General features: G+C 71.7%; 22 protein-coding genes and 1 pseudogene. 9 read left to right on the forward strand and 14 right to left on the reverse strand.

Annotation, left to right across the window (positions count from 1 at the left end; genetic code table 11):
* Positions 1–18: 18 nt before the first annotated feature.
* Positions 19–1,314 (reverse strand): endo-1,4-beta-xylanase, encoded by a 1,296-nt coding sequence (locus ACQEUX_RS08350; protein ID WP_433043686.1) that lies wholly within the window; start codon positions 1,312–1,314, stop codon positions 19–21.
* 412 nt (positions 1,315–1,726) lie between these two features.
* On the opposite strand from ACQEUX_RS08350, the gene ACQEUX_RS08355 reads away from it, so the two are divergent.
* The 3 genes from ACQEUX_RS08355 (at position 1,727) to ACQEUX_RS08365 (ending at position 6,160) form a co-directional block, all read left to right on the forward strand.
* Positions 1,727–4,057 (forward strand): beta-L-arabinofuranosidase domain-containing protein, encoded by a 2,331-nt coding sequence (locus tag ACQEUX_RS08355; RefSeq protein WP_433043689.1) that lies wholly within the window; start codon positions 1,727–1,729, stop codon positions 4,055–4,057.
* A gap of 173 nt (positions 4,058–4,230) precedes the next feature.
* Positions 4,231–5,169 (forward strand): SMP-30/gluconolactonase/LRE family protein, encoded by a 939-nt coding sequence (locus tag ACQEUX_RS08360; protein WP_433043692.1) that lies wholly within the window; start codon positions 4,231–4,233, stop codon positions 5,167–5,169.
* Between the two features lie 100 nt (positions 5,170–5,269).
* Complete coding sequence (locus tag ACQEUX_RS08365) at positions 5,270–6,160, forward strand: endonuclease/exonuclease/phosphatase family protein (RefSeq protein ID WP_433043695.1); 891 nt, start codon at positions 5,270–5,272, stop codon at positions 6,158–6,160.
* A 24-nt stretch (positions 6,161–6,184) separates the two neighbouring features.
* On the opposite strand, the gene ACQEUX_RS08370 is transcribed toward ACQEUX_RS08365, so the two are convergent.
* Entirely contained in the window at positions 6,185–7,069 is an 885-nt protein-coding gene (locus tag ACQEUX_RS08370; protein WP_433043698.1) for an MHYT domain-containing protein, read from the reverse strand.
* A gap of 165 nt (positions 7,070–7,234) precedes the next feature.
* The gene (locus ACQEUX_RS08375; RefSeq protein WP_433043701.1) at positions 7,235–10,036 is read right to left on the reverse strand and encodes a DEAD/DEAH box helicase; all 2,802 of its coding nucleotides are present in this window, start codon (positions 10,034–10,036) and stop codon (positions 7,235–7,237) included.
* Positions 10,037–10,122: 86 nt separating this feature from the next.
* On the opposite strand from ACQEUX_RS08375, the gene ACQEUX_RS08380 reads away from it, so the two are divergent.
* Positions 10,123–10,893, forward strand: a complete 771-nt coding sequence (locus ACQEUX_RS08380) for an HAD family hydrolase (RefSeq protein WP_433043704.1) — start codon at positions 10,123–10,125, stop codon at positions 10,891–10,893.
* Positions 10,894–10,961: 68 nt separating this feature from the next.
* Here the strand turns inward: ACQEUX_RS08380 and ACQEUX_RS08385 are convergent, their stop codons facing one another.
* Together ACQEUX_RS08385 and ACQEUX_RS08390 are read right to left on the reverse strand one after the other, a co-directional pair.
* On the reverse strand, positions 10,962–11,360 hold the full coding sequence (locus tag ACQEUX_RS08385; protein WP_433043707.1) for a hypothetical protein: 399 nt from the start codon (positions 11,358–11,360) through the stop codon (positions 10,962–10,964).
* Positions 11,357–11,662: a hypothetical protein gene (locus ACQEUX_RS08390; RefSeq protein WP_433043709.1), complete on the reverse strand. Its 306-nt coding sequence runs from the start codon at positions 11,660–11,662 to the stop codon at positions 11,357–11,359. The genes ACQEUX_RS08385 and ACQEUX_RS08390 overlap by 4 nt, the downstream gene beginning before the upstream one ends.
* A 111-nt stretch (positions 11,663–11,773) precedes the next feature.
* On the opposite strand from ACQEUX_RS08390, the gene ACQEUX_RS08395 reads away from it, so the two are divergent.
* Positions 11,774–12,691 carry an EamA family transporter gene (locus ACQEUX_RS08395; RefSeq protein ID WP_433043712.1) on the forward strand — a complete coding sequence of 306 codons (918 nt, stop codon included), beginning with the start codon at positions 11,774–11,776 and terminating at the stop codon, positions 12,689–12,691.
* Here the strand turns inward: ACQEUX_RS08395 and ACQEUX_RS08400 are convergent.
* The 6 genes from ACQEUX_RS08400 to ACQEUX_RS08425 all read right to left on the reverse strand — a co-directional run bounded on the left by ACQEUX_RS08400 (position 12,654) and on the right by ACQEUX_RS08425 (position 17,499).
* On the reverse strand, positions 12,654–13,577 hold the full coding sequence (locus ACQEUX_RS08400) for a diacylglycerol kinase (RefSeq protein ID WP_433043715.1): 924 nt from the start codon (positions 13,575–13,577) through the stop codon (positions 12,654–12,656). The genes ACQEUX_RS08395 and ACQEUX_RS08400 overlap by 38 nt on opposite strands.
* Before the next feature lie 144 nt (positions 13,578–13,721).
* A complete protein-coding gene (gene tatC, locus ACQEUX_RS08405; RefSeq protein ID WP_433043718.1) occupies positions 13,722–14,675 on the reverse strand; it encodes a twin-arginine translocase subunit TatC in 954 nt (317 codons plus the stop codon).
* Between the two features lie 18 nt (positions 14,676–14,693).
* Positions 14,694–14,987 (reverse strand): Sec-independent protein translocase subunit TatA, encoded by a 294-nt coding sequence (tatA, locus tag ACQEUX_RS08410; protein ID WP_089021067.1) that lies wholly within the window; start codon positions 14,985–14,987, stop codon positions 14,694–14,696.
* A 205-nt stretch (positions 14,988–15,192) separates the two neighbouring features.
* Positions 15,193–15,438: a hypothetical protein gene (locus ACQEUX_RS08415; protein ID WP_433043722.1), complete on the reverse strand. Its 246-nt coding sequence runs from the start codon at positions 15,436–15,438 to the stop codon at positions 15,193–15,195.
* Positions 15,439–15,448: 10 nt separating this feature from the next.
* Complete coding sequence (locus tag ACQEUX_RS08420) at positions 15,449–16,504, reverse strand: helix-turn-helix transcriptional regulator (protein ID WP_433043725.1); 1,056 nt, start codon at positions 16,502–16,504, stop codon at positions 15,449–15,451.
* The gene (locus ACQEUX_RS08425) at positions 16,501–17,499 is read right to left on the reverse strand and encodes a helix-turn-helix transcriptional regulator (protein WP_433043729.1); all 999 of its coding nucleotides are present in this window, start codon (positions 17,497–17,499) and stop codon (positions 16,501–16,503) included. The genes ACQEUX_RS08420 and ACQEUX_RS08425 overlap by 4 nt, the downstream gene beginning before the upstream one ends.
* A 118-nt stretch (positions 17,500–17,617) precedes the next feature.
* On the opposite strand from ACQEUX_RS08425, the gene ACQEUX_RS08430 reads away from it, so the two are divergent.
* A complete protein-coding gene (locus ACQEUX_RS08430; protein ID WP_433043732.1) occupies positions 17,618–18,625 on the forward strand; it encodes a cation diffusion facilitator family transporter in 1,008 nt (335 codons plus the stop codon).
* 59 nt (positions 18,626–18,684) lie between these two features.
* Positions 18,685–19,785: a DUF3866 family protein gene (locus tag ACQEUX_RS08435; protein ID WP_433043735.1), complete on the forward strand. Its 1,101-nt coding sequence runs from the start codon at positions 18,685–18,687 to the stop codon at positions 19,783–19,785.
* A 114-nt stretch (positions 19,786–19,899) separates the two neighbouring features.
* Here the strand turns inward: ACQEUX_RS08435 and ACQEUX_RS08440 are convergent.
* Positions 19,900–20,193: pseudogene (locus ACQEUX_RS08440) on the reverse strand (IS1634 family transposase); the annotation flags it as partial.
* A 51-nt stretch (positions 20,194–20,244) separates the two neighbouring features.
* Here ACQEUX_RS08440 and ACQEUX_RS08445 point away from each other — a divergent pair.
* Together ACQEUX_RS08445 and ACQEUX_RS08450 are read left to right on the forward strand one after the other, a co-directional pair.
* Positions 20,245–20,388, forward strand: a complete 144-nt coding sequence (locus tag ACQEUX_RS08445) for a hypothetical protein (protein WP_167190358.1) — start codon at positions 20,245–20,247, stop codon at positions 20,386–20,388.
* Between the two features lie 56 nt (positions 20,389–20,444).
* Positions 20,445–21,185 (forward strand): hypothetical protein, encoded by a 741-nt coding sequence (locus ACQEUX_RS08450; protein WP_433043738.1) that lies wholly within the window; start codon positions 20,445–20,447, stop codon positions 21,183–21,185.
* Between the two features lie 160 nt (positions 21,186–21,345).
* Here the strand turns inward: ACQEUX_RS08450 and ACQEUX_RS08455 are convergent, their stop codons facing one another.
* Both ACQEUX_RS08455 and pafA read right to left on the reverse strand, forming a co-directional pair.
* Positions 21,346–21,540, reverse strand: a complete 195-nt coding sequence (locus ACQEUX_RS08455) for a hypothetical protein (protein WP_433043741.1) — start codon at positions 21,538–21,540, stop codon at positions 21,346–21,348.
* A 125-nt stretch (positions 21,541–21,665) separates the two neighbouring features.
* Positions 21,666–23,024: a Pup--protein ligase gene (pafA, locus tag ACQEUX_RS08460; protein WP_433043744.1), complete on the reverse strand. Its 1,359-nt coding sequence runs from the start codon at positions 23,022–23,024 to the stop codon at positions 21,666–21,668.
* Positions 23,025–23,053 lie beyond the last annotated feature (29 nt).

Consider the following 23,053-nt stretch of genomic DNA (forward strand, 5'->3'; position numbering starts at 1 on the left):
GGGCGGTCGTTGCGTGGGTCAGGAAGCGGTGCAGGTGGGCGTCATGCCGGACCCGCTGCCGGTGCCCTGGAAACCGAACTCGGTGACCTGCCCCGGGCTGAGCCGGCCGTTGTAGTCCACGTTGGTGAACCGCACCGTGCCGGTGGAGCCGCTGGCCGACGCACTCCACGTGTTGGTGACACTCGCACCGCCAGGAAGCGTGACGCTGACGTTCCACCCGTTCGTCCCGGCGGAACCGGCGGTCACCCGCACGGTGGCCACGAAACCACCGGTCCACGAGTTCAGTGACGCCGACGCCGAGCAACCACCCGGTCCCGGCGGAGGCGTCGTGGGCGGCGGGGTCGTCGGGGGCGGCGGAGTGGTCGTGGGCGACGGGGTGATGCCTCCGCCGGCGTTGAGGGCGTCCAGGACGTTGGTGTACGCGGCCTTCTTGTTGCCGTTGCAGTCGAACAGCAGGGCGTTGTCGGACCCGCGCCAGGAGTCACAGTCGCGCACGCCCCACACCGTGATGCCGGTGTAGCGCGAGACGTTCATGCAGGCGCGGGTGACCGAGGCGAAGATGTTGGCCTGGTTGTTGCCGGTCATGACGTCCAGCTCGGTGATCTGCACATCCACGCCGAGATCGGCGAAACGCTGCAGATTGGCCTGGTAGTCCCCGGCCAACGTGGTGCCCAGGTGCGACTGGAACCCCACACAGTCGATCGGCACCCCACGAGACCTGAAGTCCCGCACCATGTTGTAAATGCCGGTCGACTTCGCGTTGATCCCGTCGGTGTTGTAGTCGTTGTAACACAACTTCGCACCCGGATCCGCCGCCCGCGCCGCCCGGAACGCCGCCTCGATCCAGTCGTTACCGGTGCGCTGCAGGTTCGAGTCACGCCGCCCGCCACTACCCCCGTCAGCGAACGCCTCGTTCACCACATCCCACGAGTGAATCCTGCCCCGGAAATGCGTCGCGACCTGGGTGACATGGTTGATCGCCGCGCTACGCAACGCACCACCCGACAAGCCCTGCGCCCAACCCGGCTGCTGCGCGTGCCACAACAGCGCATGACCCCGCACACTCATGCCATTGGCCTGCGCGTGACTGACCAGACGATCACCACCGGTGTAGCTGAACCGACCCTGCTGCGGCTCGGTGGCGTCCCACTTCATCTCGTTCTCCGCCACAACACTGTTGAACTCGCGGTTCAGGATTCCGACGTACTGACTGTCGGAGAGCTTGCCCGTCGCGACGGCCGCGCCGAAGTAGCGGCCCTTCTCCGCCGCCGCCCGCAGGGTCGTGCCGGCACTGGCCGCGGTGGTCAGCGTCATCAAGGTGCGGCCGGCAGGCTCGCCCGGTGAGCCACAGGTGCGGCCGCCCTCAAACATCGACTGTGAGCGATAACATCCCGTTCGTCAAGTCGCATGGGACGCGTCGTCGGCGAGTCGCTCCTGTCGTACGGGTGGTTCACCGTCGGAGTGCCGGCGCCATCCCGGCACGGCTCCCGGCACCAGCCCACCACCGCCCCCCCAATTCCGGAGGGCGACACGGGGGTTGCGGGCATGTTAAGAACCAACTATGTTAGCGATCACATAGACGCGGTGCTATGCATTTCCCGCCGCCATCGCAGCCGTCGTGCGCGTTGCCCTGGCGGCTCACCCGCCGATGGCCGCGCCGCCGCGCCCCGCCCCCACCTGCCGTTTCAGGCGTTCCGACCACCGATAGCGATCCTCTGGAGGTTCGATGTCATCCCCGTCCCTCAGCCGCCGCCACCTGCTCCAGGCCGCCGGAGCCACCGTGGTGCTCTCCGCGACCGGCGCCACCGTCGCACCCGACAGCGCGGCCGCGGCCGTGGTGCCGCCGGTACGGTCGGACATCGGTGTCTCGGCGTATCCGTTCGACCCCGGTCAGGTGCGACTCACCGCCGGCCGGTGGATGGACAACCAGACCCGGACGCTCAACTACCTGCGGTTCGTCGACGTCGACCGGATGCTCTACAACTTCCGCGCCAACCACCGGCTGTCCACCAACGGCGCGGCCACCAACGGCGGCTGGGACGCGCCGAACTTCCCGTTCCGGACCCACATGCAGGGGCACTTCCTGACCGCCTGGGCGTACGCGTACGCGGTGCTGGGCGACACCACCTGCCGGGACAAGGCCAACCACATGGTGGCCGAGTTGGCCAAGTGCCAGGCCAACAACGGGGCCGCCGGGTTCGGCGCCGGTTACCTCTCCGGTTTCCCGGAGTCCGACTTCACCGCGCTGGAGGCACGGACGCTGTCCAACGGCAACGTGCCCTACTACTGCATCCACAAGACCCTCGCCGGGCTACTCGACGTCTGGCGCTACACCGGAAACACCCAGGCCCGTACGGTCCTGCTGGCCCTCGCCGGCTGGGTCGACACCCGGACGAGCCGACTGAGCTCCAGCCAGATGCAGTCGATGCTGGGCACCGAGTTCGGTGGCATGAACGACGTGCTCACCGACATCTACCAGCAGACCGGCGACTCCCGGTGGCTCACCACCGCCCAGCGGTTCGACCACGCGGCCGTGTTCAACCCGCTGGCCGCCAACCAGGACCAGCTCAACGGGCTGCACGCCAACACGCAGGTGCCCAAGTGGATCGGCGCGGCCCGGGAGTACAAGGCGACCGGGACCACCCGCTACCGGGACATCGCCAGCAACGCGTGGAACATCACCGTCGGCGCGCACTCCTACGTCATCGGCGGCAACAGCCAGGCGGAGCACTTCCGGGCGCCGAACGCGATCGCCGGCTATCTCAGCAACGACACCTGCGAGCAGTGCAACACCTACAACATGCTCAAACTGACCCGGGAGCTGTGGCTGCTCGACCCGAATCGGGTGGACTACTTCGACTTCTACGAGCGCGCCCTGATCAACCACCTGATCGGCGGGCAGAACCCGGCCGACAGCCACGGCCACATCACCTACTTCACCCCGCTGCGGCCGGGCGGGCGTCGTGGTGTGGGCCCGGCGTGGGGCGGCGGCACCTGGAGCACCGACTACAACTCGTTCTGGTGCTGCCAGGGCACCGGCCTGGAGATCAACACGAGGTTGATGGACTCCATCTACTTCTACAACGGCACGACACTGAGCGTGAACCTGTTCACGCCGTCGGTGCTGAACTGGACGCAGCGCGGCATCACGGTCACCCAGAGCACCAGCTACCCGGTGAGCGACACCAGCACCCTGACCCTGTCCGGGTCGATGAGCGGCTCGTGGAGCATCCGGGTACGGATCCCGTCCTGGACCAGCGCCGCGACGATCGCCGTGAACGGCGTGGTGCAGAACGTCTCCGCCACGCCGGGCAGCTACGCCACGGTCACCCGCACCTGGGCCGCCGGTGACACCATCACCGTGCGCCTGCCGATGCGGGTCATCGTGCGGCCCGCCAACGACAACGCCAACGTCGCCGCGATCACGTACGGCCCGGCGGTGCTGGCCGGCAACTACGGCAACACCGCCCTCAGCGCCCTGCCGTCACTCACCGTCTCCTCGATCGCCCGGACCAGCACCACCGCACTCACCTTCACCGCCACCGCCAACGGGTCCACGGTGAACCTCGCCCCCTTCCAGGACGCCCACGGATACAACTACAACGTCTACTGGAGCACCAGCGGCGGCACCACCGGCGGCAGTCACCGCCTGGTCAACGTCGGCACCGGCCTGGTCCTCGGTATCCAGAACATGTCCACCGCCGACGGCGGACTCGCGGTGCAGTGGGGCGACAGCGGCACCGCGGACCACAACTGGGTGGTGGTGGCCGACGGCAGCGCGGTCCGGTTCCGCAACGTCAACAGCGGCAAGGTGCTGGGCGTGGAGAACATGTCCACCGCCGACAACGCCCGGGTTCTGCAATGGTCGGACAACGGCACCGCCGACCACCGATGGAACCTCGTGGACAACGGCGACGGCACCTACAAGATCCGCAATGTCAACAGCGGCAAACTGCTCGGGATCCTGAACGCGTCGACGGCCTGGGGGGCGCAGGCCGTGCAGGACTCGGACAACGGCAGTGCGGACAACCGGTGGAGGCTCGTGGCCAACGCCTGACCTCCGCCCAGCCGGCTGTCGCAGCTCAGCGGGTCACCGGCGGCGGTCGTAGGAGACCGCGCCGGTGATCCCGGGCGCGTCGGCGGCACCGACCGTACAGTGGGGAGGGTCCTGGCCCCCGTGATCGTGGCGGACGTGTCGGCTCCTGCCGCCTTCCGCCCGGAAGGAGCACAGTGAACCGCCCCCTTCGGACCACCATCGGCAGCGTCCTGACCGCTGCCCTGCTGACCTCCGTCGCCGTCGCGCCCGCCCAGGCGCACCCCGGGGAACGGCCACCCACCGTCCTCGCCCTACCCGACGGATTCCAGCCCGAGGGCATCGCCACCGCCGGCCGGTACGCCTACTTCGGCTCCCGAGCCACCGGTGCCATCCACCGCGTCGACCTGGTCACCGGCCGGGGCACGACGATCGGCGCGGCCACCGGCACCCCGTCGCTCGGCCTCAAGGTCGACCCGCGCGGCCGACTGTTCGTTTCCGGCGGCACCGCCGGTGACGCCCGGGTGCTCGACACCCGCACCGGCGACGTGCTGGCCCGCTACCAGTTCGCCACCGCCCCGACGTTCGTCAACGACGTGGTCCTGACCCGCGACGCCGCGTACTTCACCGACTCCAACCGCCCGGTGCTCTACCGACTGCCGCTCGGCCGCGGCGGCGCGCTGCCGCCCGCCGACGGCTTCACCACCATCGCGCTGACCGGTGCGTACGAGCAGGTCGGCACCGGAGTGAACCTCAACGGCATCGTCACCACACCGGACGGCCGGGCGTTGATCGTCGTCCAGTCCGGCACCGGCACGCTGTACCGCGTCGACCCGGCGACCGGCGTGAGCACCGTCGTCGACGTGCCCGGCTACAGCTTCACCAACGGCGACGGGCTGCTGCTGCTCGGCCGCACCCTCTACGTCGTGCAGAACCGCCTCAACCAGATCGCGGTGGTCACGCTGAACAGGGCCGGCACCGCCGGAACTGTCACCCACACCATCACCGACCCGAACTTCGACGTGCCCACGACCGTGGCCAAGGCGCGGGGCAAGCTCTACCTGCCCAACGCCCGCTTCACCACGCCACCGACCCCGACCACGCCGTACACGGCCGTCGCGGTCCGCGCCCACTGAGCGACCCGAGGGGGTACGCGCACCGCCCGTGCCCCCTCGGCCGCCAGTAGGATCGCTGGCACCTCGGCGAAGACTGTCGCCTCCTCCACCCGGAGTCCGCGTGGCCGACCGTTCGTACCGATCGCTGCGCCGCGCCCTGGCCGTCGGTTGCCTGCTCGCCGTCGCCGGACTACCGGCCGGACCGCCGGTGGCCGGCTCCACCGACGCCACGGGCGCCGCCGGCCCGACGATCCTGCGGGTGCTCCAGATGAACCTCTGCAACAGCGGACGCGCCGGCTGCTACACCGGCCGATCGGTGTCCAGGGCCGCCGAGGTGATCAGCGCGGAGGCACCCGATCTGGTCACCCTCAACGAGATCTGCCAGGACGACGTTCCCGCGCTGGAGCGCGTGTTCGAAACCGTCCACACCGGCCGGACGGTCGTGTCGGCGTTCCAGGCCGCCGGCGACCGCCCCAGCGGCGACGACACCCGCTGTCGCAACGGCCAGTCGTACGGCGTCGGGCTGCTGACCCACGTGGCGACGCCGGACACCCCACGCGCCGTGTACGGCGGGATCCACCCGACGCAGGACGTCGCGGACCCCGAGGAACGAGCGTGGCTGTGCGTCGGCGTCGACGGCGACCTGCTCGCCTGCACCACGCACCTGGCCGCCACCGGTTACCGGGTCGCGCTCGCCCAGTGCGGCCACCTGCTCGACACGATCCTGCCGACGATCAGCAGGAACAACGGGTACGGGCCGATGATGCTGAGCGGCGACCTCAACCTGCGGGCCGGCGGCGACCCGGACGTGCGGTCCTGTGCGCCGCCGGGCTATCAGCGGATCGACGACGGCAGGTTGCAACACATCATGACGACGACCGACATCACGTCCTGTTGTGGCCGGTCGGTGCCTATGCACGGGGCGACCGACCATCCCGGGTTGCTGGCCACCCTCCGCATCGAGCGCAGCCGGCCGGCTCCCCTGCCGAGCACGGCTGACCGGAAGGGATAGTCCCTCCGGGGAGACCGCACGGCGTCAACGGGGTGGCGTCTCCCGGCGGGACGGGAACGGGGTGCCCGGCTGGCCGAGGGTGGAGCGGGCGCGCAAACCGACCGGGTCCGGGGCGGCGGTGGGTGTCGCCGCTGCCGGTTCCGGGACCCGCCGCCCGTCCAGGTAGGCGGTGGCGGCCCGGTCGTCGTCGGTCGGGGCGGCGAGCAGGGCGTAGAGCAGACCGACCACCCCGAAGATCACCGCTACCGCGATCGGCACCAGCAGGGTGCTCACGCCGGTGCCGGTCACCTCGCCCGCGCGTTCGTGGCGGTGCACCGACAGAGCGCTCATGCCGGTGAAGTGCATCCCGTTCACGGCGACGCCCATCACCAGCGCGGAGGCGAGGATCGCCAACCCTCGTCGGACGGTCATCGCGAGCCACAGCGCGACCGTGGACGCCACGACAGCGATGACCACCGAGAGCGCGACCCGGGTGGTGTCGTAGCCGAGGCTGCCGTTGAGGCGCATCGCCGCCATCCCGGTGTAGTGCATGGAGGCCACCCCGGCACCGGTGAAGACGCCGCCGGCGATCAGTCGTACCGGGTTCAACCGGCCGGTGCCCACGATGGCCAGGCCGATTCCGACCGCCACCACGGCGATGGCGGTACTGGCCACGGTCAGCGGCACGTCGTAGCGGATCCGGGTGCCCTCGACGGCGAAGCCGAGCATGGCCATGAAATGCATCGCCCAGATGGCGGTGCCACCCAGAGCCCAGGCCGACAGCAGGCCCCACCAGGCCCGCTGGCCGGCCGTGCCCGCCGTGCGGATACGCCCGGCACAGACCAGTCCGAGGATCGAACCGAGCACGGACAGTGCGTAGCTCAGCGCGGGGGTGATCCACCCGTACTCAAAGTGATTGATCTCCGCCACGGCGGCCTTCTTCCCATTCGTTACCGGCGCGTCAACAAGACGCTCGGGCAATGATCAGGGGTGCCGTGAACAGGCGCGACAGCGCCCCCCGAGCCATCCGGGGGGTGCTGTCGCGATGACCGTCCGATGCGTCGATTCGTCGCCGACGATGACCGAACGTGATGATCAGGCCGAGGTGTGGTAGGCCAGTACACCCCGGTTGATGGCCCCGATCGCCTGCCGGGCGGTGGAACGCAGCTCCGGCGAGGCGCCGCCGGAGTCGGCAAGCTGACCGAGCAGGTCGACGACCTGGCGAGCCCACCGGACGAAGTCACCGGCGGGCATCTCCCCCTCGATCTCGTGCCCGCTGCCGAGCACCTTGGACAGCGCCTCGCCCCGGGCCCACCGGTAGACGGGCCAGGCGAAGCCGAGATCCGGCTCCCGGGTCGCGGTCAGGCCGCGCGCCGCCTCGTCGGCCTCGATCTCGCCCCACAACTTCAGCGTCTCGTCCACCGCGTCGGCCACCGGCCCGCGCGGCAACGACGCCCGCTCGTCGACGTCGCGGCGGGCCTCGAAGACGACCACGGAGACCGCGGACGCCAGCTCGGCCGGAGACAACCCGTTCCACACACCCCGGCGCAGGCACTCGGCGACCAGCAGGTCCGCCTCGGTCCAGATCCGGCCGAGCATCCGACCGGCGTCGGTGACCGCGCCGTCACGGCCGAGGTAACCGCGCTCGGTCAGCAGCGCCACGATGCGGTCGAACGTCCGAGCGAGGGACCCGGTACGCCCGGACACTCGCTCGCGCAGCTCCTCGGTATCGCGCTCCAGCCGCCGGCGCCGCTCCGCCCAGCGGGCGTGTTCCTCCCGCTCCGGGCAGGCGTGGCAGGGGTGGTGGCGCAGGTCGGTGCGGAGCTGGGTGAGCCGGTGGTCCTCGCCGGTCACCTGCCGGGAGCGACCACCCCGTCGGCCGCCGTGCCGATCCAGGCCGGTGCCGCTGACCTCGGCGGCGAGGTCCCGTCGGGCGGCCGGTGACCGGTGGTTGAAGTGCTTGGGCACCCGGATCCGGGCCAGCACCTCGGCGGGGGTGGTGAAATCGCCGGGGCTGACCCGCCCGGCCCAGCGGTCCTGGGTGAGCACCAACGGCCGGGGTTCACCGAACCCACCGGTCGCCGGGTCCAGCACGACGGCCAGACCGGCCCGACGGCCAGACGGCACCCGGATCACGTCGCCGATCCGCAGCCGCTCCAGCGACGCCACCGCGGCGGCCTTGCGCTGGGTCTGCCCCTGCCGGGCGATCGCCTTCTCCCGGTCGGCGATCGCGACCCGCAGCGCGAAGTACTCGTCGAAGTCGCCGTGGTGGCAGGCGGCCTCCGCGCCGTACGCCTCGATGGTCTCGGTGTTGCGCTGCACCTGCCGGGCCAGGCCGACCACCGACCGGTCCGCCTGGAACTGCGCGAACGAGGACTCCAGCAGGGCCCGGGCCGGCTCGGCGCCGACCGTGCCGACCAGGTTCACCGCCATGTTGTACGAGGGTCGGAAGCTGGAGCGCAACGGGTAGGTGCGGGTGGACGCGAGCCCGGCCACGTGCCGTGGGTCGGTCTCCGGGGACCACACCACGACGGCGTGCCCCTCCACGTCGATGCCACGGCGGCCGGCGCGCCCGGTGAGCTGGGTGTACTCCCCCGGGGTCAGGTCGACGTGCGCCTCGCCGTTGTACTTGACCAGCCGTTCCAGCACCACGCAACGGGCCGGCATGTTGATGCCCAGCGCCAGGGTCTCGGTGGCGAAGACCGCCTTGACCAGGCCGCGGACGAACAGCTCCTCGACGATCTCCTTGAAGACCGGCAGCATGCCGGCGTGGTGGGCGGCCAGGCCGCGCTCCAAGCCGTCGAGCCACTCCCAGTAGCCCAGAACCGACAGGTCCTCGCCGGGGATGGCGGTGACCCGGGACTCGACGACCCGGCGGATCTCGGCCCGCTCCTCGGGCGAGGTGAGCCGCAGCCCGGCGGCGAGACACTGTTGCACCGCGGCGGCGCAACCAGCCCGGCTGAAGATGAACAGGATCGCCGGCAGCAGACCCTCCCGGTCCAGCCGGTCGACGATGTCGGGGCGCATCGGGCCACGCCAGCGCGGGCCCCGCCGGCCGGCGCCGGGCCCCGCGCTGCGCCCCTCGCCCAACTCCAATCGGCGCGCGGTCTCACGGGTGTAGCGCAGCAGCTCCGGGTGCACGTCGTGTTTGCGGGCGGCGTCGGCGTCGTGGAACAGGTCGAACATCCGCTTGCCGACCAGCATGTGCTGCCACAACGGCACCGGCCGGTGCTCGCTGACCACCACCGCCGTCTCGCCGCGCACGGTGACCAGCCAGTCGGCGAACTCCTCGGCGTTGGAGACGGTCGCCGACAACGAGACCAGGGTGACCGAGGCGGGCAGGTGGATGATCACCTCTTCCCACACCCCACCACGGAACCGGTCGGCGAGGTAGTGCACCTCGTCCATCACCACGTACGCCAGCCCCTGCAAGGTGCTGGAGCCCGCGTAGAGCATGTTGCGCAGCACCTCGGTGGTCATCACCACCACCGGCGCGTCGCCGTTGATCGCGTTGTCGCCGGTGAGCAGGCCGACCTGATCGGCGCCGTACCGGGCGACCAGGTCGTGGTATTTCTGATTGGACAACGCCTTGATCGGCGTGGTGTAGAAGCACTTGCGCCGGGCCGGCGGGGGCGCCGCCTCGTCGACGGGCACCGGGTCGCCGGGCCGCCCGCGCAGCGCCAGGTGGACGGCGAACTCCCCGACCACGGTCTTGCCGGCCCCGGTGGGGGCGCAGACCAGCACACCGCTGCCCCGCTCCAGCGACTGACACGCCTCCCTCTGGAAGTCGTCGAGGTCGAACCCCAGGTCAAGGGCGAACTCTTCCAGCGCCGGAAACTGTGAGGCCTGCGCGGCTCGGCGGCGCGCCGCTGCGTACCGCTCGGCGGGGCTCGACATGGCACCAAGATTAGTGCGTGCCGGGACACGACACCCGACAAGGCCGTGCGGAGGTGCCATCGGGGGCGGTCGGTAGGGTGCACGGCGTGCCGGACCATGCCGAACCGACCCAGACCCGTTCGCCGGGCAGCGCCGAGGCCGCCGCCGCCCCCCGGGCGTCCCGACGGCCCGTCAAGGCGGTGCTCTTCGACTTCCACGGCACGCTGGCCCAGGTGGAGGAGCCCCGGCAGTGGGTGCTGGAGGCCGCGGCCGCGTGCGGGGTCACCCTGGACCGGGTTCGCGCCACCTCGCTGGCCGACCGGCTGCTCACCGCCGGGCGCGCCGGCGGGCCACTGCCCGCACGGGTGCCGCCCCGGCTGGCCGAGCTGTGGGCCGACCGGGACCTCTACCAACACGCCCACCGGGGCGCGTACACCGGGCTGGCCGAGACCGTCGACGCGGGCATCGAGGGCTTCGCCGACGCGCTCTACGAGCGGCTGCTGACCGCCGAGGGCTGGCTGCCGTACCCGGACACCGCGCCCACGCTGACCGCGCTGCGCGACGCCGGGGTGCGGGTGGCGGTGGTCAGCAACATCGGCTTCGACCTACGGCCACACTTCGACGCCTGGGGGCTGACCGACCTGGTCGACGCGTTCGTGCTCTCGTACGAGGTGGGGCGGTGCAAGCCCGACCCGGCGATCTTCTGGCGGGCCTGCGGGATGCTCGGCGTCGACCCGGAGCAGACGCTGATGGTTGGCGACACACCGGCGGACGCGGGCGCGGTGGCCGCCGGCTGCGCGGTGCTGGTGCTCCCCGCCGCTGACCCGGGTCGGGAGAACGGCCTGGGCGCCGTGCTCGATCTGGCGCTGCCGGGCTGAGCTGTGCAGGCTCCGGTCCGACCGCGCCCGGAAAGTGCTTCTGCTGCCGGGCGGTGGCCGCTGTGCCGTCAGTCGTGAATGTAGATCACCGGCAGCTCACCGTCGCCGTACCGGTGCTCCGCGGTGAGGATCGATGCGTCGTGTTCGAGTACGGCCAGCGCTGTGGTCGCCAGGTCGGCACGACCCGTCACCGTGCGCCAGAAGCTGAGTTCGTGCCATGAGTGCCCCTGGGTGGAGAGCACCTCGCAGGCGTCGAGGGTCAGCAGCCGGTGAAGGTTCGCCCGTTCTTTCGGGTCGCTGACGATCGCCATGGCCTCCGCCGCGGTCACGGCGGTGACGGCGAACCTGTTGCGGTCCTGGATTACTTCGTGCAGCGGTTCCCCGACGTGCACCGAACCCGCCAGGTAGGCCAGCAGTGCCGACCGATCCAGCACGAGCCGGACCGGCCGGTCGTCCTCGTGGGTCACGCGGCCGGCTGGTCGAGAGTGGCGGCGGCGTCCAGCGCGTGCTGGCGTGCCCGCTCCCGGAGGGCGCTCCGGCGTTCCGGAGACCAGTCGGCCTCAACGGCGGCACGGCGGGCGCGCGCCTCGGCCACGCCCTGCTCAGTGATATGGATGCCCTGGTGAGCCAGCTCCGCGTCCAGGGCATCCAGGCGCATCCGGTCACGGACAGCCTGCGTGATGTAGGCACTCGCGTTGGCCTCGCGCTCCAGGCGGTCGGCCACGTCGGGTGGCACGGAGATCGACAGTTTCCGCATCGCGCTGGTCATACCACGGACGGTACGCCGGTAGCACTGCGTTGGCGACCGTTAACGGCCGTGTCGGCGCGAGTGGTGTGGCTTACACCAGCGTGGAGGGGCCGGAGCGGACCGCCTACCGTCGTGCCCGTGACGGAAACCCTGCTGCCCGCGTCGAGTGCGGCCGAGGCGCCACCGCAGCGCCGCGGTGGTGTCGCCGCCGTGGGGCTGGTGCTCGGTGGGGCGCTGTCGGTGCAGTTCGGCTCCGCCGTGGCCACGCTGCTCTTCCCGCGCACCGGGGTGGCCGGCGCGGTGACCCTGCGGCTGACGATCGCGGCGCTGCTGCTGCTCGTGGTGTGCCGGCCCCGACTGCGCGGGCACGACCGCTCGGCCTGGCTCGCGGCGGGCGGGTTCGGGCTGGCGCTGGCCGGCATGAACTCGCTGTTCTACCAGGCCATCGAACGTATCCCGCTGGGCCTGGCGGTGACGCTGGAGGTGCTCGGCCCGTTGGCGCTGTCGGTGTTCAGCGCCCGGCGACTCGCCAGCTGGGGCTGGGCGGGGCTGGCGTTGGCCGGGGTGGCGCTGCTCGGGCAGGGCGGCTTCGACCGGCTGAACCCGGCCGGGGTGGCCTTCGCGTTCGGGGCAGGTGCCATGTGGGCCGCGTACATCGTGCTGAGCGCCCGGGTCGGCGGCCGGTTCCCGGGCGCCGACGGGTTGGCCCTGGCGCTGACCCTCGCCGCGCTGGTCACCCTGCCGCTGGGCATCATCGACGGCGGCGCCGTGCTGCTCGACCCGCAGGTGCTGGCGCTCGGCACGGCCCTCGCGGTGCTCGCCTCCGGGCTGCCGTACACCCTGGAGCTGCTGGCGCTGCGGCGGATGCCGACCGCCACCTTCGCGGTGTTGATGAGCCTCGGCCCGGCCGTCGCCACCCTCGCCGGGTGGCTGGTCCTGCGGCAGGCGCTGACCCTGCTGGAGTGCGCGGCCATCGTGCTCGTCATCGCGGCGAGCATCGGCGCGGTACGGGTCAACGCAGCAGCCGCAGGGCGCCCGGAACGGCGCTGATCGTCACCGGCAGGTCCAGCGAGCGTTCCCCGTCGGCGTACGTGGTGATGCCCTCGGCGCTCAGCTCCACCGTCCGCGCCCGGTAGCTGCGCACGAGCGGGTGGCCGACGTGGGTGCCCTGGTAGATGCGGGGCTTGACCCGGATCAGCGTCCGCCGGTCGACCCGGCCCGCCACCACCACGTCGAGCAGCCCGTCGGTCGGGTCGGCGTCGGGGCAGATCCGCATCCCGCCGCCGTACGTCGGGCAGTTGCCGACCGCCACCAGCACCGCGTCCAGTTCGTGCGGCACCCCGTCGAGGCGCAGCGTGTAGCGGCGCGGCCGAAGCCGGGCCAGCTCGACCAGGATCGCCAGGTCGTACCGGCGCGGGCCGCGCGGCCAGCGCATCCGGTTGGCCCGCTCGTTGACGATCGCGTCGAACCCGGCCGCGAGGACCGCCCCGTACCAGCGTTCGGTGCCATCGGGCCCGGTCATCCGGGCCAGGTCGACGGCGTGGCCGCGGCCGTCACGCAGCGCTGACGCGATCACCTCCGTCGCCGCGAGGGGGTCGGCCGGGAAGCCGGTGTCCAGGGCGAAGTCGTTGCCGGTGCCGGCGGGGATGGGGCCGAACGGCACACCGGTGCCGGCGACCGCCTGCAACGCCCGGTGCACGGTGCCGTCCCCACCGATCGCCACCAGCGCGCCAGCACCGTCGACGACGGCGGCACGGCACGCCGCCTCCGCCTCGGCGGGGCTGGACGCCGACAGCAGCCGGACCGGTCGACCGGCGGCGGCCAACCCGTCCAGCAACCGGGGCAGCAGGGTGCGGTGCCGTCCCCGACCGGCGGTCGGGTTGGCGAGCACGGCCACCGGGCCGGGCAGGTGATCGTCTGCGGTCACGGGCAGCACCGTACCGGTCGGACACCCGCCGTTCACCAGCGGCGGCTGTCGTCACGATCAGTCCCACTGTGGGCGCTCGGGGTGAGGTCGCGACACGACGACGCCGCCCCCGGGACACGGGGGCGGCGTCGCGGACCGGGCGGCGCGGGGCCGTCAGGTCATGTCGTCGTAGCGCCGCTCGATCGGTGCCGGCGGGGCGATCGGATCGGGCACGCCGATCGGCGCGGTCGCGTCGACCCGTTGCCCGGCTTCGACCGGATCGGGGTCGTGCTCCAGCGGCGACACCTCGTCGTCGTCGAGGCCGGCGTAGACCTCCTTGCCACGCCCCCGCCGCTTGTCGTTGATGAACGCCACCCCGACCGCCACGAAATACAGCAGCGAGAGGGAGACCGCCAGCAGCGTCATGCCGAAGGGGCCCGGATCCGGTGTGGCGATGGCCGCGAAGGCGAAGCAGACGAAGATGACCGCGCGCCACCAGCTCAACAACCGCCGGGCGCTGGCCACGCCGGTGAAGTTGAGCATCAACAGGATCAGGGGGAACTCGAACGCCACCCCGAACAACAGGATCATGTTCGTGACGAACGAGATGTACCGGGTGACCTCCAACTGGGTGGAGAGCCCGGTCACGCCCGACTCCATCAGGAACGCGAGGCCCTTGTCCACGACCAGGTAGGCGAGCACCGCGCCGCCAGCGAACAGCGGAGCCGCGATGGCGACGAAGACGTACGCCCACTTGCGCTCGTGGCGGTGCAGGCCGGGCGCGATGAAGGCCCAGAGCTGGTAGAGCCAGACCGGCGCACCGACGATCAGGCCAATCCAGAGCGCCAGCTTCAACTTGAGGATGAAACCGTCGGCTGGCGACAGCTGGAGGAACTGGTGACACTCGCCGAGCGCGTCCCGGGCGCCCGGGAGGCTGCAGTAGGGCTCCTTCAGCAGGTCGAACGCCGGCTGCGCCAGGAAGAAACCGACGATCAGACCGGCCACGATCGCCAGCGAAGCCCGGAACAGGCGGTCACGCAGCTCCCGGACGTGCTCGATGAGCGTCATCGAGCCGTCCGAAGCCCGTTCGAAGGTGCTCGGGCCGCGTTTACGCAGTGCGAAGGCCACGGTGCTCGGGCCTCCCGGTCAGTTGTCGCGGACGCGGTGCACCGGGTCGGCAACCGGCTGCTGCGGCGGCGCCTGCTGGTACGGCGCCTGCTGCGGCTGCCCGACCTGCGGCGGCAGCGGCTGGTAGCCGGCCTGCGCGTCGGCCTTCTCGGCGAGGTCGCGGTCATCGTCCTGCAGGCTCTTGGTCTCGGCCTTGATGATCCGCAACGAACGGCCGAGCGAGCGGGCCGCGTCGGGAAGCCGCTTCGCACCGAAGAGCAGGATCAGCACAACCACGAGAACCGCGATGTGCCACGGCTTGAGGGCACCCATGAGAAGCTCCAGTCGCTCTGTGTGTCCGGGGGCGGTACGCAGCCCATCGTACGTGCGGATCGGCCGGTTGCCACCTGCCGGGGGCCATCATGCCGGGCCCGGCCGGTGAAGTCTTGACCAACCGCGATGATCAGTCAACCATCGCCGAGCGGTCGCTTCCGTAGCGGCCCGCCCCGACCGGGGACAGGGCTGTGACGGGGGTCGATCAGCCGCGCTTGGCCTTGATCACCGCGAGCCGCTGCTGCGTGGTGTCGAGTTGGCGTTGGACACCCTCGGCGCGCTGTTGCAGAGCCTCGGCGGTCTCGCGCAGTGCCTCGGCCTCGGCGGCCCGCCGCTGCAACGCCACCGCGGCGCGGCGCAGTCGGGGCAGTCGGGTCAGCACCGGGCGCACGGCCAGCGCGAGCGCCACGAGCGGGAGCAGCACCACCGCGAGCACGATCCAGATCAGCACGGCGGTCAGCCTACTGGGTGCGGCCCGCCACCGCCGGGTCACCCAGCGGCACGTCGGTCGGGTCAACCTCGGGCTGCCGGGGCGCGGCCGTCGGGGCGGGCACAGCGTACGCGTCCAGCGCCGCCGCCGCCGTCGCCCGCACCTGCTCGGCCAACTCGACCGGGGCGACCACGGTGGCGTCCGGGCCGAGGCCGAGCACGAACCGACGAGCCCACCCCAGGTCGGTCACGCGCAGGGAGACGAGCCACTGGTCGCCGTCACCGGCCTCGACCCGCTCACACGGGTAGTACTCGGTGATCCACCGCTCGCTCCGACCGATCCGCAGCGTGATCAGCGGCAGATCGGGCGAGGGGCGGAACACACCCTCGGTGAGGTCGTGCGGCACGGCCTGCGGCGGAACGCTGGCCGGCTCGGCCAGCTCGGTGACCGCGTCGATCCGGTCGGCGCGGAACAGACGGACCGCCTCCGCGCGCCGGCACCACGCCTCCACGTACGCCCGACCGCCGACCATCAGCATCCGCAACGGGTCGATGACGCGCTCGGTGGTCTCGTCCCGGGCCGCCGTGTAGTAGGTGATCCGCAGCGCCTTGCCGCCCTCCACGGCGGCACGCAGCGCCTCGACCCGCCGGGTGTCCCCGGGCAGCCGGACCGCCACCGGGGCGCCCACCAGGTCCCCCGCGTCCTCGATCTTCGCCAGGGCCCGTTCGACGGCCTCGCGGTTGGCCACCCCGGGTGTCTCGGCGAGCATCCGCAGTGCCACCACCAGCGCGAGGGCCTCGTCGGGAGTGAGCCGCAGCGGCCGGTCGATGCCGGCGTCGTAGGTGATGGTCACCCGATCACCGTCGAACGCCATGTCGATCAGGTCTCCGGGGCCGTAACCGGGCAGCCCGCACACCCAGAGCAGCTCCAGGTCCTCGCGGAGCTGCCGCTCGGTGACGCCCAGGTCACCGGCCGCCTCGGCGATCTCGATGCCGGGCCGGGCCAGCAGGTAGGGCACCAGGTTGAGCAGTCGGGCCAGCCGGTCGGCGGACGCGCGGGAGCCGCCTCGGGCGGCCGGGCGGGTCACCGGGCACCCCCGGTGGCGGCCAGCTCGTCGTGTCGGACGGCGATCTCCTTGAGTCGTTGGATGACCGCTTCGCGGACCTCCGGTGGGTCGAGCACCCGCACGTCCGGGCCGTAGCCGACGAGGTGGCCGGCCAGCCCGTCCGGGTCCGCGTACGGCAGGACCAGCCGGTCGCCGTCCGGCCCGGTGGTCACCTCCACCGCCCAGCGGCGCAGTCCGGCGGCACGGCCCGGTGCGGCCAGCACGGTGGCACGCCCGGTGCGCTCCACCGGACCCGACCAGCGGGCCACGTGGCTGATCAGGTCGACATTGGCCGGCGGTTCGTACGCCCCGGGAGCGCCGGTCACCCGCACCGCGCCGACGACCCGGGACAGCCGGAAGCAGCGGGTCGCCTCCCGGTCCTGGTCGTGGCCGACCACGTACCACCGGCCACGCCAGCAGACCACGCCCCACGGTTGCAGCCGCCGGCGGCTGGGCGCGTCGCGGTCGGGCACCCGGTAGTCGAACCCGACCTCGCGGCGGTCCCGGGCAGCGGCGGTCAGCGGCGCGAACGCCGGGTCGACCGTGACCATCGGCTCCAGGCCGAGGGTGGCCTGCGGGTCGACGTCCACCCCGGCGGCACGCAGCTTGGCCAGCCCGGACGACGCGGCGGCGGCCAGCCCGGCGTGCTGCCACAGGCGTGCGGCGATGCCGACCGCGGCGGCTTCGTCCGGCTCCAGGAGGATGTCGGGCAGCGCGTACTCACGGTGGGCGATCCGGTAGCCGGGCTCCGCGTCGAAGGCGCTCGCCGTGCCGGTCTCCAGCGGCACGCCCAACTCGCGCAGCTCGGCCTTGTCCCGCTCGAACTTGCGCTGGAACGCCTCGTGGTCGCGCGCGTCGTCGGGATCATGCTCATAACCGGGCACGGTCGCGGCGATCTGCGCGGCGGTCAGGAACCGTCGCGTGGACAGGAGGCAGATCACCAGGTTGACCAGGCGTTCGGTGCGGGTCCGCGACACGGGTAGACGCTAGCAGCCGAGGCGCCCGCGGCGTGCACCCACGCGGGCGTGCCGCACATCTGTTCGGATCGGGCCCGCTCCCCGGCGCTTCGCCGCCTCTGGTCATAGGGTGGCCCTCATGCCGCAAGCGGAGGTCAGGACCGAGAGCGAGAGCGTCGGGACCGTGATCGTCGCGGGCGCCGCCAACCTCGCCATCGCGGTCGCCAAGCTGGTCGCCGGGGTGATCTCCGGCTCGGCCGCGATGCTCTCGGAGGCGGCGCACTCGCTCGCCGACACCACCACCGAGGTGCTGCTCTATCAGGCGCTGCGCCGCGGAGCCCGGCCGGCGGACCAGCGGCACCCGTTCGGCTACGGCAAGGAGAGCTACGTCTGGGCGTTCTTCGCCGCCATGTTCACCTTCGTCGCCGGCGCCGGCTTCGCCGTCACCCACGGCGTCACGACCATCCTGGTGCACCGGCACAGCGGCGATTTTCTCCTCTCGTACATCGTGCTGGGGGTGTCCTTCGTCATCGAGTCGATCTCGCTCACCCGGGCGGTGCGGCAGGTCCGCCGCGAGTCCCGACGCTGGCAGACCACGCCCCGGCGGTTCCTGCGGCTGACCGCCGACACCACCGTCAAGGCGGTCTTCCTGGAGGACAGCGCGGCCCTGATCGGTCTGCTGCTGGCCGGGCTCGGAGTCGGCCTGTCGCATGCCACCGGCGACGAGGTGTGGGACGGGGTCGCGTCGATCCTGATCGGGCTGCTGCTGCTGACGGTCGCCGGAATCCTGGCCGGCAACAACCTGTCACTGCTGGTCGGCCGGTCGGTCCCGGAGCGGCTCCGCCACGAGATCGAGCGGGAACTGAGCGACCTTCCCGACGTGGAGCGGATCGACACCCTGCTGACCATGCAGCTCGGCCCGGACGACATCCTGATCGCCGCGAAGGTCGACTTCCGCGACGAGGCCACCGGCGCGGCCATCGAGGCCGCCGCCGACGAGGCCGAACGACGGCTCACCGGGCGGTACCCGGAGATCCGCTACGTCTTCCTCGACCCCACCCGGTCGGGGCCCGGCCCCGCCGGCCAGCCCCGGAACACCCAGGCCAGGCCGAGCACAGCCGCCGACGGCGAACCCGACCCGACCTGACCCAGGCTCCGGACCACCCGGGCGCGGGCCGCCGGGCCCACGCGGCTAGCGTGCCCGTCATGGTGCGATGGCGTACGGGGACGGTGGCGACGCTGCGACGGCAGTGGACCGGGGCGGTGGAGCTGGACGTCGACCTGCCCGACGGCACGCGCATGCGCGCGCTGGCCTATCCGGAGCTGGTCGGCACGCCCGAGCCGGGCGACCGGGTGCTACTCAACGCCGGTGCGCTGCTGATGGGGTTGGGCACCGGCGGGTACGCCCTGGTGGTGGCCCTACCGGACCGGCTGCCGCCGGACCCGCCGAACGTCGGCGACACCCGCGACACCGGGCATCTGGTCAAGGCCCGCTACACGCCGTTGCAGCCGATCCTGCTCGGCGTCGACGAGGAGGCGTCCCCGCACCGGGATGTGCTGGCCGAGGCGGACGACCTGGGCGGACTGCCGGTGGTCACCGCCGACCTGCACTCGGCCCTGCCGGCGATCCTGGCCGGCATCCGGGCCGACGCCCCACAGGCCCGGGTGGCGTACCTGCTCACCGACGGTGGGGCGCTGGCGGCCTGGTTCTCCCGCACTCTCGCCGGCCTGCGCGCCGAACTGGCCGGCACGATCACGGTCGGGCAGGCCTTCGGTGGCGACCTGGAGGCCACCACCCTGCACGGTGGTCTGCTCGCCGCCCGGTACGTGCTGGGCGCCGACGTGGCCATCGTGACCCAGGGGCCTGGCAACCTGGGCACCGGCACCCGCTGGGGCTTCTCCGGGGTCGCCGTCGGCGAGGCGGTCAACGCGATCGCCACGCTGGGCGGCCGGCCGGTCGGATCGTTGCGCATCTCCGACGCCGACCCCCGTCCCCGGCACCGGGGCGTGTCACACCACAGCCTCACCGCGTACGGCCGGGTGGCGCTCGCCCCGGCGGAACTGGTGGTGCCCGACGACCTGGACCCGGCCCTCGCAGCCGAGGTGGACGCGTCGCTGGCCCCCCTCGCGGCCCGGCACCGGATCGTCCGGGTGCCCACCACCGGTCTCGACGCCGCGCTGCGCGCCAGCGCCGTGCCGCTGTCCACCATGGGCCGTGGACTCGACGCCGACCACGCGTACTTCCTGGCGGCGGCAGCCGCCGGCCGGCACGCCGTCACGCTGCTGGGCAACGCGGGGGCGCGCTGATCAGGCCAGAAAGATGATCAGGCCAGGAAGATGAGGGCGAGCCAGCCGCCCACGATGAGCACCAGCGCCAAGGCCAACACCCACGTCGGCACCGTGTATCCCGACTTGGCTCATTTAGTGCGAGCCGTGGATGACGTCGAGTGCGGCGCGGAGTTCGTCGGGTAGGGGGTCGGCGGCGGTGATGCTGTGGTCGCCGGCCTGGATCGTGATCGTCCGGTAGCGGCGGGCGGTGGTGACGAACCGTTTGATGCTCCAGCCGGTGGTGTTCTCGATCCAGCGGGACACGGCCAGGGCGGCGAACACGATGGTCAGGTGCGCTTCGATCGATTCGCGGGTGTGGTGGTAGATCGGCCGGGCGGCCAGGTCGGTCTTGGACATTCGAAAGGACTTCTCGACCTGCAAGAGTCGGCCCCCACAGACCCCCGAATCAGCCAACCGTGAGTCAAGTCGGGTTAGTGCGTGACGTTGCGGGCGTGGATCCTCGAGGATGGCCTGCTTCTCGGCGGGGATGGCGGGGCGAAGGTCTGTGTCGTGCCATTGATCGCGATGGTCGCCGAGCGCAGCGGCCGCGGCTGCTTGATGACGTTGCGGATCGCCAGCTGAGTCGGCAACCGAGACCTCGCCGCCGACGCTGGTGGCTCGCTGCAAGGATGGTGGCCATGGCGAGCTTCCACGCGCGGTACGTGTCCGGTGATCCCGACGACGTATGGCGCGACCTGCGCGGTCTTGGCCTACGGGTCTTCGACGCCCCGTACCGGGAGGACGCCGAGGCGGTGGCGCGCGAGTTCGCCGACCGTGCCCGCAGGAACGTCGAGACGCTCGTTGAGCGGCTGCAGGCGCGGGGCTTCCGTGCGGAGGAGAACGACGACGAGGGGACGCCGTGTCGCGCCCACGTTCCCCCGTCGCCGGGCGCGCCCGCGCTGGCCGACTGGCTGGAGGTGACGTTCGCGCCGTTCCCGATGACGATCAGCGCGTGGATCCGGCAGGTGGGCGATGTGTGGCTCGTCGGGGAATTGCCGGGTTGGCCGGCCAGCGTGCTCGCGGACCCGTTGGTGGTGCAGCTCGAGTGGGCCGAGCGGGGCGGCTCGCGCTCCTACTACGAGGCCGAGCACGCCGCGTACCTCAGGGACACCGCGCGCCGGGACGCCGGCATCCCGTTCCAGCTCGACTACGCGCCCGACGAGCTCCACAAGGCGAACATCAGCGGCGACGCGCCCTACGGCATTGACCTGCCCGGCCCCGGAATCGACGGGAAGGTGGGGCCCGCGATCTGGTTCGTCGACGATCTCAACACTGCGTTCGCGGCCGGCGGCTTTCCCGGTGCGCTGTGGGGCGAGGGCTACCAGGAGCCGCCCGCCGGATTGCGTGAGTCGCTCGCCGCGGGGCTGCTGCGGCTCTGAGGCCACCAGACGGCTGGCCGGTCAGACCCAATTGACTCATTCGGTTAGTGCGTGAAAACAGCCCCACCTGCAGGCATCACCGCAGGTGAACGCGACGCGGGCCTGACGAGCGCGGCACAGTGAGCCAACTCAGGGCGCGCTGATCAGGCCAGGAAGATGATCAGGCCAGGAAGATGAGGGCGAGCCAACCGCCCACGATGAGCACCAGCGCCAGGGCCAACACCCACGTCGGCACCGTGTATTCGCCGCGCCGGTTGCGGTCGATCTCGGCGCGGATCTTCTCCCGCCGGCGTTCGACCCAGTTCTGCCGCTCGGCGCCGCGCTCGGAGGGGTCGGAAGGTCCAGAAGTCGTCATGGCGCGCTCAGCCTACCGGGCCGCTCACCCCGCCGAACCGCTGAGCCCACCGGATCGCTGAGGCCGCCGAACCATTGAGCCGGCCGGCCCCGCCGGTGGACACCACCGCCGGGGCCGGCCGCCGGTCACATGCTGGCGATCAACCGTTCCACCCGCTCGTCGTACGCCCGGAACGGGTCCTTGCAGAGCACGGTGCGCTGCGCCTGGTCGTTGAGCTTCAGGTGCACCCAGTCGACGGTGAAGTCCCGTCGCTTCTCCTGTGCGTGCCGGATGAACTCGCCGCGCAGCCGGGCCCGGGTGGTCTGCGGAGGAGTCTCCTTGGCCTCGAAGATCTCCGGGTCGGTGGCCACCCGGTCGACCTCGCCGCGACGCTCCAGCAGCCCGTAGAGACCGCGACCGCGGCGCACGTCGTGGTAGGCCAGATCCATCTGCGCCACCCGGGGGTGCGACAGCGGCAGGTCGTGCTTGCGCTGGTAACGCTCGATCAGCCGCAGTTTGCTGACCCAGTCGATCTCCCGGGAGACCGGCTCCAGGTCGCCGGTCTCCACCGCGTTGAGCACCCGACCCCACAGCTCGACGACGCGCTTGGCGGCCTGGTCACCGCCCCGGCGCTCGACGAACTCGGTGGCCTTGGCCAGGTATTCCTGCTGGATGTCCAGGGCGCTGACCTCCTTGCCGGAGGCCAGCCGCACCTTGCGCCGGCCGGTGATGTCGTGCGACACCTCCCGGATCGCCCGGATCGGGTTTTCCAGCGACAGGTCGCGCATCACCACCCCAGCCTCGATCATCCGCAGCACGATGTCGGCGGTGCCGACCTTGAGCAGCGTGGTGACCTCATTCATGTTGGAGTCACCGACGATCACGTGCAGCCGCCGGTAGCGCTCGGCGTCGGCGTGCGGCTCGTCTCGGGTGTTGATGATCGGGCGGCTGCGGGTGGTCGCCGAGGAGACGCCCTCCCAGATGTGCTCGGCCCGCTGCGACAGGCAGTAGACCGCGCCGCGCGGGGTTTGCAGAACCTTGCCGGCCCCGCAGATCAACTGCCGGGTGACCAGGAACGGGATGAGCACGTCGGCGAGCCGGCCGAACTCACCGTGCCGGGAGACCAGGTAGTTCTCGTGGCAGCCGTACGAGTTGCCGGCCGAGTCGGTGTTGTTCTTGAACAGGTAGATCTCACCCGCGATGCCCTCGTCGTGCAGCCGCTTCTCCGCGTCGACGAGCAGGCCCTCCAGGATCCGCTCGCCGGCCCGGTCGTGGGCGACGAGATCGGCCACCGAGTCGCACTCCGGTGTGGCGTACTCCGGATGCGACCCGACGTCCAGGTAGAGCCGGGCTCCATTGCGCAGAAAGACGTTGCTCGACCGGCCCCAGGACACCACGCGGCGGAACAGATACCGCGCGACCTCGTCCGGAGACAGCCGCCGCTGCCCGCGATAGGTGCAGGTGACGCCGTACTCGGTCTCGAGGCCGAAGATTCGCCGCTCCATGGTGTGACATTAGCCGCCCGGAGGCCCGG

Source organism: Micromonospora sp. CA-259024, assembly GCF_050936255.1.
Taxonomy (GTDB): Bacteria; Actinomycetota; Actinomycetes; order Mycobacteriales; family Micromonosporaceae; genus Micromonospora.

Bases quoted from the DNA above. Each gene is read 5' to 3' on its own strand.
- ACQEUX_RS08350 (WP_433043686.1), bottom strand. From the start codon at position 1,314: ATGACGCTGACCACCGCGGCCAGTGCCGGCACGACCCTGCGGGCGGCG.
- ACQEUX_RS08355 (WP_433043689.1), top strand. From the start codon at position 1,727: ATGTCATCCCCGTCCCTCAGCCGCCGCCACCTGCTCCAGGCCGCCGGA.
- ACQEUX_RS08375 (WP_433043701.1), bottom strand. From the start codon at position 10,036: ATGTCGAGCCCCGCCGAGCGGTACGCAGCGGCGCGCCGCCGAGCCGCG.
- ACQEUX_RS08390 (WP_433043709.1), bottom strand. From the start codon at position 11,662: ATGACCAGCGCGATGCGGAAACTGTCGATCTCCGTGCCACCCGACGTG.
- tatA (WP_089021067.1), bottom strand. From the start codon at position 14,987: ATGGGTGCCCTCAAGCCGTGGCACATCGCGGTTCTCGTGGTTGTGCTG.
- ACQEUX_RS08430 (WP_433043732.1), top strand. From the start codon at position 17,618: ATGCCGCAAGCGGAGGTCAGGACCGAGAGCGAGAGCGTCGGGACCGTG.
- ACQEUX_RS08435 (WP_433043735.1), top strand. From the start codon at position 18,685: ATGGTGCGATGGCGTACGGGGACGGTGGCGACGCTGCGACGGCAGTGG.
- ACQEUX_RS08450 (WP_433043738.1), top strand. From the start codon at position 20,445: ATGGCGAGCTTCCACGCGCGGTACGTGTCCGGTGATCCCGACGACGTA.
- ACQEUX_RS08455 (WP_433043741.1), bottom strand. From the start codon at position 21,540: ATGACGACTTCTGGACCTTCCGACCCCTCCGAGCGCGGCGCCGAGCGG.
- pafA (WP_433043744.1), bottom strand. From the start codon at position 23,024: ATGGAGCGGCGAATCTTCGGCCTCGAGACCGAGTACGGCGTCACCTGC.